The 18,746-nt window shown below is 65.6% G+C and carries 15 protein-coding genes; 11 read left to right on the plus strand and 4 right to left on the minus strand.

The window, feature by feature from the left end:
* The first annotated feature begins 113 nt into the window (after positions 1 to 113).
* Genes ACYQ6W_RS12940 through ACYQ6W_RS12950 form a run of 3 tightly spaced genes read left to right on the plus strand, consistent with a single transcriptional unit; the run spans position 114 to position 4,384 of the window.
* Positions 114 to 1,841: an IlvD/Edd family dehydratase gene (locus ACYQ6W_RS12940; RefSeq protein WP_459675771.1), complete on the plus strand. Its 1,728-nt coding sequence runs from the start codon at positions 114 to 116 to the stop codon at positions 1,839 to 1,841.
* 26 nt (positions 1,842 to 1,867) lie between these two features.
* Complete coding sequence (locus tag ACYQ6W_RS12945) at positions 1,868 to 2,794, plus strand: dihydrodipicolinate synthase family protein (RefSeq protein ID WP_459675772.1); 927 nt, start codon at positions 1,868 to 1,870, stop codon at positions 2,792 to 2,794.
* A 12-nt stretch (positions 2,795 to 2,806) separates the two neighbouring features.
* On the plus strand, positions 2,807 to 4,384 hold the full coding sequence (locus ACYQ6W_RS12950) for an aldehyde dehydrogenase (NADP(+)) (protein ID WP_459675773.1): 1,578 nt from the start codon (positions 2,807 to 2,809) through the stop codon (positions 4,382 to 4,384).
* A 177-nt stretch (positions 4,385 to 4,561) separates the two neighbouring features.
* Here ACYQ6W_RS12950 and ACYQ6W_RS12955 read toward each other — a convergent pair whose 3' ends face one another.
* Positions 4,562 to 6,277 (minus strand): putative bifunctional diguanylate cyclase/phosphodiesterase, encoded by a 1,716-nt coding sequence (locus ACYQ6W_RS12955; protein ID WP_459675774.1) that lies wholly within the window; start codon positions 6,275 to 6,277, stop codon positions 4,562 to 4,564.
* Between the two features lie 142 nt (positions 6,278 to 6,419).
* On the opposite strand from ACYQ6W_RS12955, the gene ACYQ6W_RS12960 reads away from it, so the two are divergent.
* The 6 genes from ACYQ6W_RS12960 to ACYQ6W_RS12985 all read left to right on the plus strand — a co-directional run bounded on the left by ACYQ6W_RS12960 (position 6,420) and on the right by ACYQ6W_RS12985 (position 12,846).
* Complete coding sequence (locus ACYQ6W_RS12960; RefSeq protein ID WP_459675776.1) at positions 6,420 to 7,736, plus strand: LLM class flavin-dependent oxidoreductase; 1,317 nt, start codon at positions 6,420 to 6,422, stop codon at positions 7,734 to 7,736.
* A gap of 419 nt (positions 7,737 to 8,155) precedes the next feature.
* Positions 8,156 to 9,232: a substrate-binding domain-containing protein gene (locus ACYQ6W_RS12965; protein ID WP_459675777.1), complete on the plus strand. Its 1,077-nt coding sequence runs from the start codon at positions 8,156 to 8,158 to the stop codon at positions 9,230 to 9,232.
* Between the two features lie 52 nt (positions 9,233 to 9,284).
* Positions 9,285 to 10,340 (plus strand): ABC transporter permease, encoded by a 1,056-nt coding sequence (locus ACYQ6W_RS12970; RefSeq protein WP_459675778.1) that lies wholly within the window; start codon positions 9,285 to 9,287, stop codon positions 10,338 to 10,340.
* Between the two features lies 1 nt (position 10,341).
* Entirely contained in the window at positions 10,342 to 11,148 is an 807-nt protein-coding gene (locus ACYQ6W_RS12975) for an ATP-binding cassette domain-containing protein (RefSeq protein WP_459675779.1), read from the plus strand.
* An 18-nt stretch (positions 11,149 to 11,166) separates the two neighbouring features.
* On the plus strand, positions 11,167 to 12,117 hold the full coding sequence (locus tag ACYQ6W_RS12980; RefSeq protein ID WP_459675780.1) for a sugar phosphate isomerase/epimerase family protein: 951 nt from the start codon (positions 11,167 to 11,169) through the stop codon (positions 12,115 to 12,117).
* A gap of 123 nt (positions 12,118 to 12,240) precedes the next feature.
* Positions 12,241 to 12,846 (plus strand): VC0807 family protein, encoded by a 606-nt coding sequence (locus tag ACYQ6W_RS12985; RefSeq protein ID WP_459675783.1) that lies wholly within the window; start codon positions 12,241 to 12,243, stop codon positions 12,844 to 12,846.
* A 4-nt stretch (positions 12,847 to 12,850) separates the two neighbouring features.
* Here the strand turns inward: ACYQ6W_RS12985 and ACYQ6W_RS12990 are convergent, their stop codons facing one another.
* The gene (locus tag ACYQ6W_RS12990) at positions 12,851 to 14,344 is read right to left on the minus strand and encodes an FAD-binding oxidoreductase (protein ID WP_459675784.1); all 1,494 of its coding nucleotides are present in this window, start codon (positions 14,342 to 14,344) and stop codon (positions 12,851 to 12,853) included.
* A 59-nt stretch (positions 14,345 to 14,403) separates the two neighbouring features.
* On the minus strand, positions 14,404 to 15,333 hold the full coding sequence (locus ACYQ6W_RS12995) for an acetamidase/formamidase family protein (protein WP_459675786.1): 930 nt from the start codon (positions 15,331 to 15,333) through the stop codon (positions 14,404 to 14,406).
* Positions 15,334 to 15,515: 182 nt separating this feature from the next.
* Here ACYQ6W_RS12995 and ACYQ6W_RS13000 point away from each other — a divergent pair, with 182 nt between their 5' ends.
* Positions 15,516 to 15,947, plus strand: a complete 432-nt coding sequence (locus tag ACYQ6W_RS13000; RefSeq protein WP_459675789.1) for a CBS domain-containing protein — start codon at positions 15,516 to 15,518, stop codon at positions 15,945 to 15,947.
* A 3-nt stretch (positions 15,948 to 15,950) separates the two neighbouring features.
* On the opposite strand, the gene ACYQ6W_RS13005 is transcribed toward ACYQ6W_RS13000, so the two are convergent.
* Positions 15,951 to 17,144 (minus strand): acyl-CoA dehydrogenase, encoded by a 1,194-nt coding sequence (locus ACYQ6W_RS13005; protein WP_459675790.1) that lies wholly within the window; start codon positions 17,142 to 17,144, stop codon positions 15,951 to 15,953.
* A 153-nt stretch (positions 17,145 to 17,297) separates the two neighbouring features.
* Here ACYQ6W_RS13005 and sthA point away from each other — a divergent pair, with 153 nt between their 5' ends.
* Entirely contained in the window at positions 17,298 to 18,734 is a 1,437-nt protein-coding gene (gene sthA, locus ACYQ6W_RS13010) for a Si-specific NAD(P)(+) transhydrogenase (RefSeq protein WP_459675792.1), read from the plus strand.
* The last annotated feature ends 12 nt before the right edge of the window (positions 18,735 to 18,746 follow it).

The raw sequence follows: 18,746 nt of genomic DNA on the forward strand, positions 1-18,746 counted from the left end.
GGCCAGCAGGACAGAGAAGCCTTGCTGCCACATCCGGTGGCGCGGCTTGCCCCTTCCCTCTATGGTCGGAACATTCTACCCAACCATAAGACGTTCAACGGGAAGACTCTGTCATGACGACCAAGAAGCCACTGCGCAGCCAGGAATGGTTCGGGCGCCAGGACAAGATGGGATTCTACTACCGGTCCTTCCTCAAGAACCGCGGTTTTCCCCAAGATCAGTTCGAGGGCCGGCCGGTCATCGGCATCTGCAACACCTGGTCCGAGCTGAACCCCTGCAATTCCCATTTCCGCACCATCGCGGAGCACGTCCGCTATGGCGTGCTCGATGCCGGCGGCTTTCCTCTGGAATTTCCGGTCTCCTCGCTGGGCGAGGTGACGATGCGGCCCACCGCCATGCTCTACCGCAACCTCGCCTCGATGGACGTCGAAGAAGCGGTGCGCGCGCACCCGCTCGACGGCGTGGTTCTGCTGATGGGCTGTGACAAGACGACGCCGGCCCTGCTGATGGGGGCGGCCTCGGCCGATCTGCCGACGATCGGTGTCTCCGGCGGCCCGCAGCTCCGCGGCGTCTATCAGGGCCGCATGATCGGCTCCGGCACCAATATCATCTCCATGAGCGAGCAGCTGCGTGCCGGGGAGATTACTCTCGAAGAATTCCACGAGGCGGAAGCCGGCATGAATCGCTCCTCCGGCCATTGCATGACGATGGGCACGGCTTCCACCATGGCGTCGATGGTCGAGGCGCTGGGCGTCTCCCTTCCGGGCAACGCGGCGATTCCCGCGGTGGATGCGCGGCGCAATGAGCTCGCCCGTTTCTCGGGCCGCCGGATCGTCGAGATGGTGAACGAGGACCTCACCCTCTCCAAGATCCTCACGCGCGAAGCCTTCGAGAACGCGATCCGCACCCTGGCCGCCATCGGCGGATCGACCAATGCGGTCGTGCATCTCATTGCCATCGCGCGGCGCATCGGCGTCGACCTCACGCTGGATGATTTCGACCGGCTGGGCCGCGGCGTGCACTGCCTAGTCGATCTGATGCCGTCCGGCCGCTTCCTGATGGAGGATTTCTATTACGCCGGGGGCCTGCCCGTGGTGCTCAAGACGCTGATCGAGCAGGGGCTATTGCACGAAGGCGCGCTCACCGCGAACGGCCATTCGATTGGCGAGAACGTCGCCCGGGCGCAGTGCTGGAACCAGGAGGTGATCACGGGCTTCGACGAACCCTTCAAGCCCGAGGCCGGTATCGCCATCCTGCGCGGCAATATCGCTCCCGACGGCGCCGTCATCAAACCCTCCGCTGCATCGCCCGAGCTTCTCAAACACACCGGGCGCGCCGTGGTCTTCGAGAATGTCGAGGAGATGCATCACGCCGTGGACGACGAGGCGCTGGACATCGACGCCTCCTGCATCATGGTGCTGAAGAATTGCGGCCCGAAGGGCTATCCCGGCATGGCCGAGGTCGGCAACATGCCGATCCCGACCAAGCTGCTGCGTGAAGGCGTGCGTGACATGATCCGCATTTCCGATGCCCGCATGTCCGGCACCGCCTATGGCACCGTGGTTCTGCACGTGGCGCCGGAGGCCACGGCTGGCGGGCCGCTCGCCTTCGTCCGCAACGGTGATCTCATCACCCTCGACGTTGCGGCCGGCAGCCTGCATCTGCACGTCTCGGACGAGGAAATGGCGGCGCGCCGTGCCGCCTGGGTGCCGCCGGCCCCTGCCGCCACGCGCGGATATACCAAGCTCTATGTCGACCACGTGCTGCAGGCCAACGAAGGCGCGGATCTCGACTTCCTCGTGGGGCGTTCGGGCGCGCCTGTTCCCCGCGACAATCACTGATCGACCGTCCAGGAAGGAATAAAGACATGTCGGCTGCCAAGCGGCGCTACACGGGCATCTTCCCCGTCGCCCCCACCATCTTCGACGAGGCGGGAAATCTCGATCTGCCCGGCCAGCTCCGCGCCATTGACTTCATGATCGACGCCGGATCGGACGGCATCTGCATCCTCGCCAACTTCTCCGAGCAGTTCGTGCTGTCGGACGAGGAGCGTGAGGTGCTGACCACGGCCATCCTCAAGCACGTCGCGGGTCGCGTGCCGGTGATCGTGACCACGACGCATTTCTCGACCCGGGTGACGGCAGAGCGCAGCAAGCGCGCGCAAGACCAGGGTGCGGCCATGGTCATGATCATGCCGCCCTATCACGGGTCCACCTTCCGCGTGCCCGAACCCGCGATCTACAGCTATTTCCAGGGGGTGTCGGACGCGATTTCGATCCCCATCATGATCCAGGATGCGCCGGTCGCCGGCACTCCGCTCTCCGCCGCTTTCCTCGCGCGCATGGCGCAGGAGATCGAGCAGGTCTCTTATTTCAAGATCGAGGTGCCGCAGGCGGCCGAGAAGCTGCGCACCCTCATCCGCCTCGGCGGCGATGCGATCGAGGGTCCCTGGGACGGGGAAGAGGCGATCACCCTGCTGCCCGATCTCGATGCAGGTGCCACGGGCGCGATGACGGCGGGTGCCTATCCCGATGGTTTGAAGCCCATCGTGCATGATTATCTGGCAGGGAACCGGGAAGCGGCGGTGGAGCGCTACGGCCGCTGGCTGCCGCTGATCAATTTCGAGAACCGCCAGGGCGGGCTGCTGGCCTGCAAGGCGCTGATGAAGGAAGGCGGCATCATCAAATGCGACGCGCCGCGCGCGCCGCTGGTGCCGCTCTCGGCCGAGACCCGGGCGGGGCTGCTGGACGTGGCGCGGCGGCTCGATCCGCTGGTGCTGCGCTGGGGTAAGTAAGGAGAGATGACGATGAGCTTGACCGGAGAGATGCTGATCGGTGCCGCTGCCGTGCGGGGCACCGAAAAGGCCTTCCAGGGATATGACGCCGCCAGCGGTGCCGCCCTCGAACCGAGCTATGGCGGGGCGACGGCCGCCGACGTGGCGCGTGCCTGCGAACTGGCGGATGCCGCCTTCGGCCCCTATCGCGCCACCACGCCCGCGGTGCGGGCGGCCTTCCTCGAACTGGTCGCCAGCAAGATCGACGCGCTGGGCGATGCCCTGACCGACCGCGCCTGTGCCGAAACCGGCCTGCCGCGCGCGCGGATCGAAGGGGAGCGCGGCCGCACCGTGGGTCAGCTCCGCCTCTTCGCCAAGGAAGTTCTGGAAGGCAGCTGGCAGGACGTGCGGCTCGACCCCGCCTTGCCGGACAGGAAGCCGCTGCCGCGCCCCGATCTGCGGATGCGCATGGTTCCCCTCGGTCCCGTCGGCGTCTTCGGCGCCAGCAACTTCCCGCTGGCCTTCTCAGTCGCGGGCGGGGACACGGCCTCTGCACTGGCTGCCGGCTGCCCGGTGGTTGTGAAAGGCCATCCGGCGCATCCCGGCACTTCGGAACTCGTCGGCCGCGCCATTCAGGCGGCGGTGAAGGAAGCGGGCCTGCCGGAGGGCGTCTTCTCCCTGCTCTTCGGGGTGGGCGATACGGTCGGCCAGGCGCTGGTCGCCGATCCGCGGATCAAGGCGGTGGGCTTCACCGGCAGCCGCGGGGGCGGGCTGGCGCTGGCCAAGATCGCGTCCGAGCGGCCGGAGCCCATCCCGGTCTATGCCGAGATGAGCAGCATCAACCCCGTTCTCCTTCTGCCTGGCGCGCTCGAAGCCCGCGGCGCGGAACTCGGCCGCGCCTTCGTGGGGTCGGTCACCATGGGGGCGGGGCAGTTCTGTACCAATCCCGGACTGCTGCTCGCCATTCCGGCGCCCGGCCTCGATGCCTTCGTGAAGGCGGCAGGGGAGGCCATGGGCGATGCGGCGGCGGGCGTCATGCTCCACCGTGGCATCCTGGCGGCCTATGAAAAGGGCGTCGCACGTCTTGCCGAAACGCCGGGCGTGCAGCGCCTTGGCACCGGCCAGTCCGCCGAGAACCGCGCCACCCCCGGCTTCTTCGCGACCGATGCCGCCACCTTCGAGAAGACCCCGCATCTCTCGGACGAGATCTTCGGCGCCGCCGGTCTTCTGGTGCGGGACGAGGATCTGATGGCGCTGGCCCGGCTGCTGCAGGGTCTTGAAGGACAGCTCACCATCACCGTGCACATGACGGAGGAGGACGAGGCGCTCTTCTCCGCCGTTCTGCCGATCCTCGAAACCAAGGCCGGCCGCATCCTGGTCAATGGCTGGCCGACGGGTGTGGAAGTCTGTCACGCCATGGTCCATGGCGGGCCCTTCCCGGCGACCTCCGACAGCCGCACGACCTCGGTCGGCAGCCTCGCGATCCGCCGTTTCCTGCGGCCCGTCTGCTACCAGAACGTGGCCGAGCACCTGCTGCCCGAGGCCGTGCGGGACGGCAATCCCTATGGGCTGTGGCGCCGGATCGACGGCGTGATGACCCAGCCGGGCTGAGCGAAGCGGCAAGGCCGGGGAGGCTGCTGCGCCTTAAAAGTCGTCATGCCCGGCTTCATGCCGGGCATCGACCCGGCTGGGCGGCTCAACGGCGTTTGGACGCCATAACGGGTCGACCCGCGGCATGAAGCCGCGGGCGATGACGAACGGATCGCGTCGATCGAAAGTCGATGGACCCTAACCCGCTTGCCCCGCCTGCTGTCGCAACAGGCCCTCGAACTCCGGCCCGGGCATCGGGCGTCCAAAATGGAAACCCTGGAACACGCTGCAGCCGTAGCGCCGCAGCGTCGCGACTTCTTCCGGCCGTTCCACCCCCTCCGCCAGCACTTCGATGTCGAGCCCGTGGCCGAGTTCGACCAGCGCCTTGCAGATGGCGCGCCCGCTGGCCGAGCCATCCACGTCGCGCACGAATTCCCGGTCGATCTTCAGCGTATCGAAGGCCATGTCGCGCAGGTGGCTCATCGTCGAATAGCCGGTGCCGAAGTCGTCGATGGCGACCGTCACGCCGAGGTCGTGCAGATCGCCGAAGACGCGCCGGGTCGTCGCGCGGTCCTGCATGGCGGCGGTCTCCGTCATTTCGACTTCGAGCCGCCGTGGAGGCAGGGCGAAGCGGGTGATCGACTCGCCGATGACCTTGACCAGCCGGCGGTCGCTGAACTGGCGGGCCGAAAGGTTGACGGCCAGTTTCACGGGTGAAAGCCCGGCGGCATCCCAGCGGCGCAGCTGGCCGCATCCGGTCTCCAGAATCCAGAGGCCGATTTCGTCCATCAGCCCGATCCGCTCGGCGAGCGGGATGAAGACCGCGGGCGAGATGGGCCCCATCTCCGGGTGGTTCCAGCGGAGCAGGGCCTCGGCGCCGACGATGCGGGGGAGAGCGCTCGCCGCTTCGAAGCGCAGGACGGGCTGGTAATGGAGGACGAAATCCTGCCGGTCGACGGCGCGGCGGAGCGCGTGCTGCATGTCCATCTGGCGTCGCGCCGAGGTCTGGCTTGCGGAGGTATAGAAGGCCAGAGAGGTCGCGGGCTCGGTCGGTACGGCGGCCTGCGCCGCGTTCAGAAGGCCGGCCCCGTCCCGCGCATCCTCAGGGGCCAGCGCCAGTCCCATCGCGAAGAGCGGAATCACGTGCATCTCGCCATCGCGTATTTCTTCGCCGAGGCTGGCCAGCATCGTCTCCGCCTGGCTCTCCAGGCTGACGGCATCCTCGCGGAGGGAGAAGGTGACGGCGAAGCGGCGGCCGTCTACCCGTGCCACGACGGCCTCTGCTCCCGCGCTGGTTTGCAGACGGCTGGCGACCGTGCGGAGGGCCGCGACTGCGCCGGCCTCTCCGAAACCGGCCAGGATATCGTCGAGATTTTGCAGCGCGAGGATACCGAGCGCGAAGACCTTGCGATCGGCGATGTCGGCGTCGAGCCGGCGCAACAGATGGTCCCGGTTCGGCAGGCCGGTGATCTGATCGACATAGGTGAGGGTTTCGAGCAGGGCGTCCAGCCGGGTCAGCGAACTCACCGTGTCCGCCATCAGCTGCCCGGCCTCGTCATTGAAGCTGGTGGGCAGCGCGGGAAGCTCTCCATGCGCCACATAGGCGCGCACGGCTGCGCTCGTCACCAGGATCGGCCGCAGCAGGCCGTTGAGCAGTGCAAGCGTCAGGGCCGTACCAAGGAGTGTCGCGACCAGGGCGATGCCGATCGCGGGCAGGGCGCTTTCGAAATTCTCCGTTCGCAGCGCGAAGAAGATCACCAGGGCGAGCAGCGGCACATGGGTGCCGACGAAGGCGATGAGCATGATCTTGTTGCGGTAGCCCAGGGGAACGGCGCGGGCGACTGCGCGATAGAGCCGAAGCTGGGCGCGGTGTGGTGCGACCTCGGGAGGCGGCGGGTCGCGGCGGGTGATCATCGCATGTCTTTCGGTCCGGGGCGGGCGGCGCGCTGGGGTGCAGGTGGGCTGGGCTCGTCGGCGCTTCGTCTCGCGCCCGTAGCGGCACCATTCTTGCTGCCTTACAAAACTCTATACGGCGCAGAACGAGGTTTGGAGCAGCATGACCGACCGAAAGATGCATCTGGTGGCCTTCTTGATGGCAGGGCCGACCTGCCATCATCACGGGGCTTGGCGCCATCCGGAATCCGACGTCGCCGACATCCTCACGCCCGAGCGCTACGAGCACATCGCCCGCGTGCTCGAGGCCGGCAAGTTCGACGCCGTCTTCTTTGCGGACATCCTCGGCATCTACGACACCTACAACAACAGCTACGAGACGATGCTGGGCCGAGGCGGCCAGCTCTGCCTGCTCGAACCCTCGCTGCTGCTCGCCCTGATGGCGCGGGTGACGGAGCGGCTGGGTCTCGGCCTCACCTGTTCCACGACTTTCTTCAATCCCTATCAGATCGCCCGCATGATGGGCACGCTGGACCATCTGAGCCGTGGCCGCGTCGCCTGGAACGTGGTTGCCTCGCATTCCACGCTGGAAGCCAAGAACTTCGGTCTGACCGAGATGCCGAGCCGCGCTCATCGCTATGACCGGGCGGACGAGGTGGTAGAAGCCTGCATGGCGCTGTGGAATTCCTGGGAAGAAGGCGCGCTGGTCTTCGACAAGAAGGCGGGGATCTTCGCCGATGCCTCCAAGGTGCATTACGCGAATTACGACGGCCAGTGGATCAAGACGCGCGGGCCGCTCACCGTGCCGCGTAGCCCGCAGGGCCATCCCGTCATCATGCAGGCCGGCAGCTCCGATCGCGGGCGGGATTTCGGCGCGCGCTGGGGCGAGATCATCTTCACGCTGCAGCACCAGAAGAGCGACATGCAGGCCTTCTACAAGGACTTCAAAGGCCGCATGACGCGCTTCGGCCGGCCGCATGAAAGCTGCGTCGTGCTGCCTTCGATCGACTGCGTGATCGGCGAGACGGAGTCGATCGCCCGGGAAAAGGCCGAATACGTCAATAACCTCGTCGATACGCAGCTCGGCATGGCCTGTGTCTCCGGCCAGATCGGCTTCGACCTGTCCCAGCTCGACCCGGACCAGCCGCTTGCCGACATCATGGTGGAGACGGGCTCGCGCGGCAGCGTGGACGTGATCCTCCAGGGGACGCAGGCGGAGGGGCTGACGCTGGGCGAAGCCGCACGCCGCTTCGCCACCAGCGAACTCTGCCCGCAACTCGTCGGCACGCCGGAGATGATCGCGGACAAGCTCATTGACCTGTTCCAGGACTATGCCTGCGACGGCTTCGTGCTGACGCCGACGACCTTTCCCGGAATGTACGAGCAGTTCGCCAAGACGGTTGTGCCGATCCTGCAGGAACGGGGTGTCTTTCGGACCGATTATAAAGGGGCGACCCTGCGCGAGCATCTCCAGGACTGAGCCACGGCTTCAGGTAAGGTCAAATTGGAACGAAATTTCTAAAACTTTCCGACCGTCGGTTTTTTCCGACCCCCCGGGCCGCTTTGGGCTGACGGCCCGCCACCCGGCCATCCCCTCGTGCTCCGGTCCGCTGCCACCGGCCAGGCGGCGCCGCCCTTTTTGAGGAATTCCGGGTGCTAGCGCACTCCTCCACCACTGGCAAAGCGTCCCCAAGTCCTCTGATGGCTATGAACATTTGTATCTGGGTGGAGCTTTATTTTGCCTAAATATGGAATTTCAAATCGTTTGGTCCAAAAAAGTGGAATTTTTGATCGAAATAGCCCAAAAGCGGATTTACAGGCTGCAGGGGCTATGGCCTTATCCACGGGCCAGTAGCGTCATCAAGAACGTCGGGAGGGTACAGACGGCACCGATCGGCCGTGCCGGCACGAATACACTGCCAATCTGCGTCCATCGCAATCAATGTTGTCACAAGACTAAGAACAATTTGGCGTTTTACGCCCTCATCGGGCGTGAATGGGAGAGGACAAGAAATAATGAAGAAGATTCTTCGCAATACTGCTGCGGTTTCGGCGGCGATCGCAGCCATTGCCTGCACGGCCTCCGTCATCAGCAAGCCAGCTCAGGCAGCCGAAAAAGAATATACCTTCGCGATGATCACCCACGCCCAGCCGGGTGACACCTTCTGGGACATCATTCGCAAGGGCGCCAATGCGGCGGCCAAAAAAGACCATGTGAAGCTTCTCTATCTCTCCGACCCCACGGCCTCGGGTGAAGCGCAGCTCATCAACAACGTCGTCGCCCAGCATGTCGATGGCATCGCACTCACCCTCGCCTTCCCCGATGCCGAGGCGCCGGCCGTGAAGGCCGCAGAAGCGGCGGGCATTCCGATCATCGGCTTCAACGCAGGGACCGATTCCTGGAAGGACATGGGCCTTCTCTCCTATGTCGGTCAGGCCGAAACGGTTGCCGGCGAAGCCGTGGGCGAGCGTCTGAACAACGAGGGCGCGAAGAATATCGTCTGCGTCGATCAGCAGCAGGGCGCGGTGCAGCTCGAACAGCGCTGCGACGGCATCAAGAAGACCTTCAAGGGCCAGATGTACGTGCTCTATGTCCCGGGCTCGGATATGGCGGCCACCCAGTCGCGTCTGGTTGCGAAACTGCAACAGGATAAGACCATCGACTATGTCGTGACGCTCGGTGCGCCTTTTGCACCCACGGCCTTGCAGGCCATTTCGATGGCAGGCAGCAATGCCAAGGTCGGCACCTTCGACATGTCGCCGCGTGCGATCCAGCTCATCGAGCAGGGCAAGCTGCAATGGGCGATCGACCAGCAGCCCTTCGTCGAAGGTTATCTCGCCGTCGACTTCCTGTGGCTGAACAAGATCAACGGTGATGTTGTGGGCGGCGGTCAGCCGGTTCTGACCGGCCCGACCTTTATCGACAAGTCAAATGCCGCGGAAGTTGCCAAGTTCGCGAAGGGCGGAACGCGCTGAAGCGCCTGCCCTTATCGGGTGAGATCGGCCGGAAGCGGCCGGGGAGGATCATGTGAGTGTCGTGACGGAAAGAGTAGACGCGCGGACGGCGCATGCGCAGCTCGTCGAACAGCCGCTTTGGAAGAAGGTGATGAAGCGGCCGGAGGTCGGCGCGCTCGGCGGCGTCATCCTCGTCTTCGTCTTCTTCTACGTCATGGCACCGCCCTTCCGGCAGCTTTCGGCCCTTTCCATCGTCCTCTATCAGGCGGCGACGCTCGGCATTCCGGCCGTCGCCGTGGCGCTCCTGATGATCGGCGGCGAGTTCGACCTGAGCGCGGGCGTTGCCGTTACCTCCTCCTCCCTCGCCGCCTCGATGTTCGCGACGGAGATTGCCGGCAGTATCTGGGTCGGCATTCTCTTCGCTCTCGTCTTTTCCCTCGCCATCGGCGCGCTCAACGGCTGGCTGCTGGTGCGGACGAAGCTGCACAGCTTCCTTGTGACGCTCGCATCCTTCTTGATGCTGCAAGGACTGAACATCGCCATCACCAAGCTGGTGACCGGCAATGTCGCGACTCAGGACATCGCGGGGATGGATGGCTTCGACCTCGCCCATCGCATCTTCGCCTCGCAGTTCAAGATCGCCGGCGTCAGCATCAGCATCGCCATCGTCTACTGGCTGCTCTTCGCCGCCGTCGCCACCTGGATCCTGCTGCGCACCCGCATGGGCAACTGGATTTTCGCAGTCGGCGGCCAGGGCGACAGCGCGCGCGCCGTCGGCATTCCGGTGAAGCGCGTGAAGATCGGCCTCTTCATGGTCGTCGGCTTCTCTTGCTGGTTCACCGGCATGCACATGCTCTTTGCCTATGACACCGTGCAGTCGGGTGCGGGTATCGGAAACGAACTCCTCTATATCGCCTCCGCCGTCGTCGGCGGCTGCCTGCTCACCGGCGGCTATGGATCGGCGGCCGGCTCCGCGCTCGGTGCCTTCATCTTCGGTATGACGACCGAAGGCGTGATCTATGCCGACTGGGATCCGGACTGGTTCATGTTCTTCGTCGGCGTCATGCTGCTGCTCGCTACCGTCTTCAATGGCTGGCTCCGCATGCGGGCCTCGAGCCGGAGCAAGTAACATGGCCAATCACGCCGGAAACGAAATCATCCAGCTCACCAAGGTGGGCAAGAGCTACGGCAATATCAGCGCTCTGCGCGACGTGAGCCTGACCGTGCGCCAGGGCGAGGTGACCTGCATCCTCGGCGACAACGGCGCCGGGAAATCGACGCTGATCAGCATCATCGCCGGTCTGATCATGCACGACTCCGGCACCTATGCGGTGGACGGCAAGCCGATGCACTTCAGCTCACCGCGCCAGGCGCTCGATCTCGGCATCTCCGCCGTCTACCAGACGCTGGCGCTCGTGCCGCTGCTCTCGGTCTGGCGCAACTTCTACCTCGGCTCCGAGCTGCGCACGGGGTCCGGCCTCTTCCGCCGGCTCGACGTGCGGGCGATGCGCGAGACGGCGGCGAAAGAGCTCAAGCGCATGGGCACCAACATCGTCGATCTCGAACAGCCGGTGGGCACGCTCTCCGGCGGTCAGCGCCAGGTCGTCGCCATCGCCCGCGCCGTGCATTTCGGCGCGCGCGTCCTCATCCTCGACGAGCCGACGGCAGCACTCGGTGTCGCGCAATCGGGCGTGGTGCTGCGCTACATTGCGCAGGCGGCGCGCGAGCATGGCATCGGCGTCATCTTCATCACGCACAACCCGCATCACGCCTATATGGTCGGCGATCATTTCATGGTGCTGTCGCGGGGCGAGGTGGAACTGGACCGGCCGCGCGCCGAGCTGACGCTCGAAGACTTGATGTATCACATGGCAGGCGGCGCCGGGCTGGACGCGCTGCAGCACGAGCTGCATCGCGGCGAATCACAGGCGGCCTGATCTCCCATGAAAATCGGCATGGTTTCCGACAGTCTGGGCCATCTGCCCTTCGCGGCGATGCTGGACACGGCCGCATCCCTGGGCATCCAAGGGGTCGAGGTGAACGCGGCCAACTGGACCTCGGCGCCGCATATCGACCGCATCGGCCTGCTGACGGACGATGGCGCGCGCGCGGCCTTCCTGCGCGCCTTCGCCGATCGTGGGCTGGAGCTCATCGCGCTCAACGCCAATGGCAATCAGCTGCATCCGGTGGAGGGGGAGGAACAATCCGCTGCCCTCTATGAGACCATCCGGCTTGCCGGCGCCCTCGGCCTCGATACCGTGGTGCTGATGTCGGGTCTTCCGGCCGGCGGGCCGGAGGATCGGACGCCCAACTGGGTCATCTCCTCCTGGCCGCCCGAGACCAGCGCCATCCTGCGCTGGCAGTGGGAAGAGAAGCTGCTGCCCTATTGGCATGATCTCGCGGCCTTCGCGAAATCTCAGGGTGTCAGGAAGCTCAGCGTCGAGATCCACGGCAATCAGCTCGTCTACAACGTGCCGGGCTTGCTCCGCCTGCGGCGCGAGATTGGGCCGATCGTCGGCGCCAATCTCGACCCGAGCCATCTGCTGTGGATGGGGGCGGACCCACTTGCCGCGATCGACGCGCTGGGCGAGGCCATCCTGCATTGCCACGCGAAGGACACCTACCTCAACCGGCCGCAGATGGCGCTGACCAGCCGGCTGGAAAGCGGTGGGCTCACCAACATTCCCGCCCGCGCCTGGAGCTATATCACGCTCGGACTCGGTCAGCCGGCCGCTTGGTGGGGCGAGTTTTGCTACCGGCTGCGCATGGTGGGCTATGACGGCTGGCTGTCCATCGAACATGAGGACGTTCTGCTGTCCCGCGTCGAAGGATTGCGCCGCTCGGTGGAACTGCTGCGCGGCGCTGCGCCATCCGAGCCGAGCGACTACACGCTGCAGGATTTCTGAAGGCGCATCGGAAAAGCCCCGAAGAGGTTGCCGGTCGCGCTCTGGGGTCGCTGACGGCGCGTTGCTCTTCGTCCCGGCCGCGGATTAATCTCCCGCTCCCCCTGCCGCGGAGCGCCGATCCCTTTGAAGCGACTGTCCTGGAACCTCCTGGGTGAGCTCGGGGTCAACATTCTTGCGCCCTGGGCGGTCTATTCCCTGGTCCAGCCCGGCTATGGGGACACGCTGGCGCTCATGGCCTCGGCCCTGCCGCCATTACTCTGGAGCCTCGTCGAGCTGATTCGGGTGCGGCGGCTGGATGCGGTCAGCGTCGTCGTCCTTGCGGGCATCCTGCTGACCGTCGCCGCCACAGCCTTCGGTGGTTCGCCGAAGCTCCTGCAACTGCGCGAAAACGCCGTGACCGGGCTGATCGGCCTCGTCTTCCTGGCCAGCCTCTGCCTGCGCCGCCCGCTGATCTATCATCTCGCTGCCGCGACCTTTGCGCGGCAAGGCGCGGATGCCTCCACCCGGCTGGAAGATTTTGCGACGAGCCCGCGCGGACAGCGCTTCTTCCGGGCCCTCACCCTGCTCTGGGGCGTCGGTCTCGTCGTCCAGACGGCGGTGATGATCTGGCTCGTCTATCTCTGGCCGATCAGTCGCTATCTGCTGCTGTCACCCGTCATCGGCTACGGCATCCTCGGCCTGCTCTTCGCCGGCACACTGTGGTACCGGCGGCGGCTGCAGTCGATTTGAGCCATCAGCCCTCCAGCGGAATGCTCTGCGGAAAGCTGAACAGGTTGCCCGGGTCGTAGCGACGCTTGATCGCCGACAGCCGCGACAGGTTGTCGCCGTAATAAGCGGTCTTCCAATCGGCCTGGCCACGGTCCGGGAAATTGACGTAGGAGCGGGGCAGCAGGAAGCGCTGCATGTCGGCCGCATAGTCAGCGAGCCAGTCGCGTTGCGCCGCTACCGTTTCCGGCCTGTCGATGGGGCCCCAATTCGCTTCCATTTCGAACAGAAAATCGGAATCGCGATGGACATAGGCGGTGGCATCGGGCCTCACGTCCCGCACGGCGCCGCCGATCGCGAAGAGCAGGCCCATATTGTCCTGGCGCAGGGAACCGCCGGGCCAGCGCGTCATCCAGCTCTGCATGGTTTCGATCGCTTCCGCCGACAGCGCGCCCGCCACGTAGCGGGACTTGATTTCGTAGAGGCCGTTCGGATCGTCGGTTGCCAGGTAGTCGCGCGCCCGCCAGTAGCCCATCTCGTAGATGTCTGCAGATTTTGGCGCGGCGATCGCCAGCACGGGCGCCAGCACCTCGCGCAGCTCCGTCTCGCGACCCCAATAGAGACCGAGCGTTTCCACGATCAGGCTGTTCCGTGACGGGAAGCGGCCTGCCGCTTGCGGGCGGATCTTGCTGCGCGTCGAAATACTGCGCGGATGATCCTGCTGCATCCGCTGCAGCGCGACCATCAGCTCGGTCTGCTTGCCCGGCGGCCATTCGAGCCTGAAGGTGGTGACCGGCCCCACGTCGTGTAGGCGGAAGGTGAAGGCGGTGTGCACGCCGTAGTTTCCGCCACCCCCACCGCGCGCAGCCCAGAAGAGATCGGGTTCGCTCTTCGCGTCGATGGAATGCGTCTTGCCGTCGGCGAGGACGGCTTCGGTCGAGAGCAGACTGTCGCAGGTCAGGCCGGCGCGGGTGGCGCTGAAGCCCCAGCCGCCACCGAGGGTGAGGCCACCGGCGCCGACCGTCGGGCAGCGGCCGGACGGCACGGCGAAATTCCCGATGCGCAACGCCGAGGCCATGTTCTCGTTGTTGGCGCCGCCCTGGATCGCCGCGGTGCCGGCTGCGAGATCGAGCGTCACCCGGTTCATCGCCTTGAGGTCGATCAGCAGCCCGCGGGTGGTGGAAAAGCCGGCATAGTTGTGCCCGCCGGAGCGGATGGCGAAGGGCACCCGGTTGTCACGGGCCCAGACCAGGGCACATTCGACGTCGGCACCATCCGCGCACATCGCAATCGCCTGTGGCCGCACATCCGCCCAGCGCGCGTTGTTGGGCATGGCCGCGTAGGTGAAGCCGGGCTCGTCCGGGCGGATGATGCGGCCGTTAAAATCCCGGGCAAGAGCGTCGAGCCCGGAAGGATCAGAGCGGACCTGTGGTGCCGCCAGCACGCGCCCTGGCAGGGATGAGAGCGCGAGCGCGCCGGCACCCGCCAGCAGGGCACGTCGGTGGAGGGAGGCTGCCGTCATCGCTTGTCCTCAATCCCGTGAAGCCATGCAGATGGCGTCGCATCCCTTTGGCGGCGGCGTCAGAGCTTGTCTTTCGCCATCATCATATGGACGCCCTTATTACCATCGACCGTCTGCGTCACGCGCAGATCGCCGATGAGGGAGCAAAGCATATAAGCCTGGTTACGGGAAAGGTTCGTTCTTAGACAGATATGATCAACCATCTCCCGCACCGCCTGCTTCGCCGCATCGTCCAGGTCCTCGTCCAGGCCAATGGAGATGAGATGCGTCGGGCTTTCCGCGAAAGGCCGCTGGATCTTCATGTCCTTGCGCACCGTCAGGCGGAAGGTGCCGGTCAGGGCCGTCTCCAAGGCGGTGATGCAGACCTCGCCGTCCCCCTGCACACCATGCCCATCCCCCGCCGTGAAGAGCGCGCCCTCGTTGAACACCGGCAGGTAGAGCGTCGTGCCCGGCTTCAGCTCCTTGTTGTCCATATTGCCGCCGAAGGCGCGCGGCTGGATGGTGCTGACCTCGCCCCAGGCCGCCGGCGGGGCCACTGCCATGATGCCGAAGAAGGGGTCGAGCGGCAGTTCGAGGCCCCAGGGAAGCGTCGTCACCTGGCGCGCATGATCGATGGGCGGATGGATGGTCTCGTAGTCGAACTCCTCGGGCAGCGTGCCGAGCAGCGGCAGAATGCTGACGAAGCCGAAATCCATGCAGGGCTTCGCCTCCAGGATGTCGATCTGCAGCGTGTCGCCGGGCAGAGCGCCTTCGACGAAGACCGGACCGGTCACGAAATGTCCGCCCTCGCGCGGATGCGCGGCAATCCCCTGGCGCCAGATGTCGGGCACGCGCGCGGCATCCGGCGGAAAGGAAGCCGCGCCCCCGGCCGGCAGGGAGGAGAGAGAGACGGTATCTCCGCTCGCCACCCGCAGAACGGGCGGAACGGCCGCGGAAAACACGCCGCGCATCATCGTCTCCGGCGTGAAGGGGATGTCGTGATGGGCCATGCGCGGTTCCATTGTTCGGTGATCGGGCCATCGAACCGTATCGTCGGCGGTCTTGGCAACCGAAACCGTGCCGCCGCACCCGTCTCGGCGCCGTGAAGGCACAATCTCGGCCCTGATTGTCATCAATCTGCTATGATGGGTGTGGGCATTGAGAACCCACGAACAGGCAAGGACTCTGGGAGATGAGTATCGAGAGGATTCTGCGCGGCAAGAGCCGCGACATTGCCAGCACGACGGGCGGCGCGACGCTCGCCGCCGTCTGTACGCTTCTCGCCGATCGCCGGATCGGCGCCGTGCCGGTGCTGGAGGGCAACGCCCTCGTCGGCATCATCAGCGAGCGTGACGTGGTGCGCGCCCTGGCGCGCGGCGGGGCGACGGCGCTCGAATTGCCGGTGAGCGAGATCATGACGCGCGCCGTCCGCACCATCACTCGTCTGACGACGGTGGAGGAGGCGATGGCGATCATGACCGAGGGCCGCTTCCGCCACCTCCCCGTGGTGGAGGAGGGGCAGATGGTCGGCATCGTCAGCATCGGCGACGTCGTCAAAGCCCGGCTGGTTGCCCAGCAGATGGAAGTCGAGGAGCTAAAGTCCTACGTCGCTGGCGCCGTCTGAGCGTCAGAAGGCGGCAAGCCCGGTAATCGCGCGGCCGAGGATCAGCGCGTGGATGTCGTGGGTACCTTCATAGGTATTCACGCTCTCCAGATTGGCCGCGTGGCGCATGACGTGGAACTCGCCTGAAATGCCGTTGCCGCCGTGCATGTCGCGCGCCGTGCGGGCGATCTCCAGCGCCTTGCCGCAATTGTTGCGCTTGACGAGGGAGATGGCCTCCGGCGCCAGCCGGCCTTCGTCGAACAGCCGGCCGACGCGCAAGGCCGCCTGCAGGCCGAGGGTGATCTCGGTTTCCATGTCCGCGAGCTTCTTCTGGATGAGCTGGGTCGCGGCGAGCGGGCGGCCGAACTGCTTGCGGTCCAGCGTGTACTGCCGCGCGGCATGGAAGCAGTATTCCGCAGCCCCCATGGTGCCCCAGGCGATGCCGTAGCGGGCGCGGTTGAGGCAGCCGAAGGGCCCTTTGATGCCGGACACGCCGGGCAGCAGGTTCTCTTCCGGCACGATCACCTCATCCATCACGATCTCCCCGGTGACGGAGGCGCGCAGGCTCAGCTTGTTTTCGATCTTGGGCGTCGAGAGACCCTTCATGCCGCGTTCGAGAATGAAGCCGCGGATGGCGCCGTCATGCGCCTCCGACTTGGCCCAGACCACCATGACGTCGGCGATCGGGCTGTTCGAAATCCACATCTTGGCGCCGGACAGGCTGTAGCCGTCGGCTACTTTCACGGCCCGTGTGCGCATACCGCTGGGGTCCGAGCCCGCATCCGGTTCAGTGAGGCCGAAGCAGCCGATTAACGCGCCGGTCGCGAGACCGGGCAGATACTTCCGCCGCTGCGCCTCGGAGCCATAGGCATGGATCGGATACATCACGAGAGAGGACTGCACGCTCATGGCCGAGCGGTAGCCGCTGTCCACCCGCTCCACCTCGCGGGCGACCAGGCCGTAGGAGACATAGCCGAGCCCGGCGCCGCCGTATTCTTCCGGGATCGTCGGGCTGAGCAGGCCCAGAGCGCCCATCTCTTCCATCAGCCCCCGCTCGAAAGTCTCGGTCCGGTAGGCCTCCATGATGCCCGGCTGCAGCCGGCTCTGGGCGAAGTCGCGCGCCGTGTCCCGGACCATCCGCTCCTCTTCGGTGAGCTGGTCTTCCAGTAGGAAGGGGTCCGCCCAGTCGAAGGAGGGCTTCATCGGTGCATGATCCATGATCGTCGTTTCCTCGGTCCCTTCGTGCCCGGCACCGCCGGGTCAAGTCATGAAATCGTAGTGGTGATGGCCGGCTCGGGCAACGATCCGAGACTGTCAAGGGGCTGGCTGCGTGCTAAGGTGTTTTTGCAAGTGCGAAGGGATCATTGAAGCGTGTTGTCATATGACTTCCTCGTCATCGGCAGCGGCCCTTCCGGCCGCCGCGCGGCCATCCAGGCGGCCAAGCTCGGCTATTCCGTCCTCGTCATCGAGAAGGGCCGCCGTGTCGGCGGCGTCTCCGTCCATACCGGCACCATCCCGTCCAAGACGATGCGGGAGACGGTGCTGAACCTCACCGGCTATCGCGAGCGCGGCTTCTACGGCCGGGCCTACCGGGTGAAGAAGGACATTGGCGCCGAAGACATCATGGCCCGTCTGCACAAGACGCTGGACCACGAGGTGGACATTCTCGAGCATCAATTCGCCCGCAATTCCGTCCGCACCATGGAAGGGCGGGCCGTTTTCGTCGATCCGCATACGGTGGAGGTGACGAGCGACAGCGGTGAGGTCAGCCGTGTCCAGGGGGAGAAGATCCTCATCGCCGTCGGCACGCGGCCCTATCGCCCCACCAATATCCCCTTCGACGGCCAGCATGTGGTGGACAGTGACGAGATCGTCGATCTGCCGAAGCTGCCGCGCAGCCTCACGGTCGTCGGGGCGGGGGTCATCGGCGTGGAATACGCGACCATCTTCAGCGCGCTCGACGTGGCGGTAACGCTGGTGGACGGCAAGCGCAGCTTCCTCGATTTCATCGACCACGAGATCATCGAGGATTTCACGCATCAGCTGCGAGACCGGGGGATTGCCCTGCGCCTGGGCTCGAAGGTCGATTCCATCACCATGGAAGATGGCTGGCCCACGACGGTCTTGGAGAGCGGCCGGCGGGTGCGCAGCCAGATGCTGCTCTATTGCGCGGGGCGCGTGGGCGCCACCGATACGCTGAACCTGCCCGCGGCGGGACTCACGGCGGATGATCGCGGGCGCCTGGTCGTCAATCCACAGACGCTGCAGACCGAGGTGCCGCACATCTATGCGGCCGGCGATGCAATCGGCTTCCCGAGCCTTGCCTCCACCTCCATGGAGCAGGGGCGCATCGCCGCCTGCCACGCCTTCCAGCAGCCCATGCCGCCGGCGCCGGAATTCTTCCCCTACGGCATCTATGCCGTGCCGGAGATTTCGACCGTCGGCATGAGCGAGGAGGAGGTGCAGCGCCGCGGCATTCCCTATGAATGCGGCATCGCCCGGTTCCGGGAGACCTCCCGTGGCCACATCATGGGTCTGGAGACGGGGATGATGAAGATGATCTTCTCCATTCGCACCCACCGGCTGCTCGGCGTCCACATCGTGGGCGAAGGCGCGACGGAGCTGATCCACATCGGCCAGGCCGTGCTCAACCTGAAGGGCAAGCTCGAATATTTCATCGAGAACACCTTCAACTACCCGACGCTCGCCGAGGCGTACAAGATCGCGGCGCTTGATGCCTATAACCGGCTCGCGCGCGGTGCGGCGCCCGTCGCGCCCGTGCATCAGCAGGAAAAGGCGGCCGAGTAGAACCCAGCCGCC

The sequence above is a fragment of the Acidisoma sp. 7E03 genome (assembly GCF_054665075.1).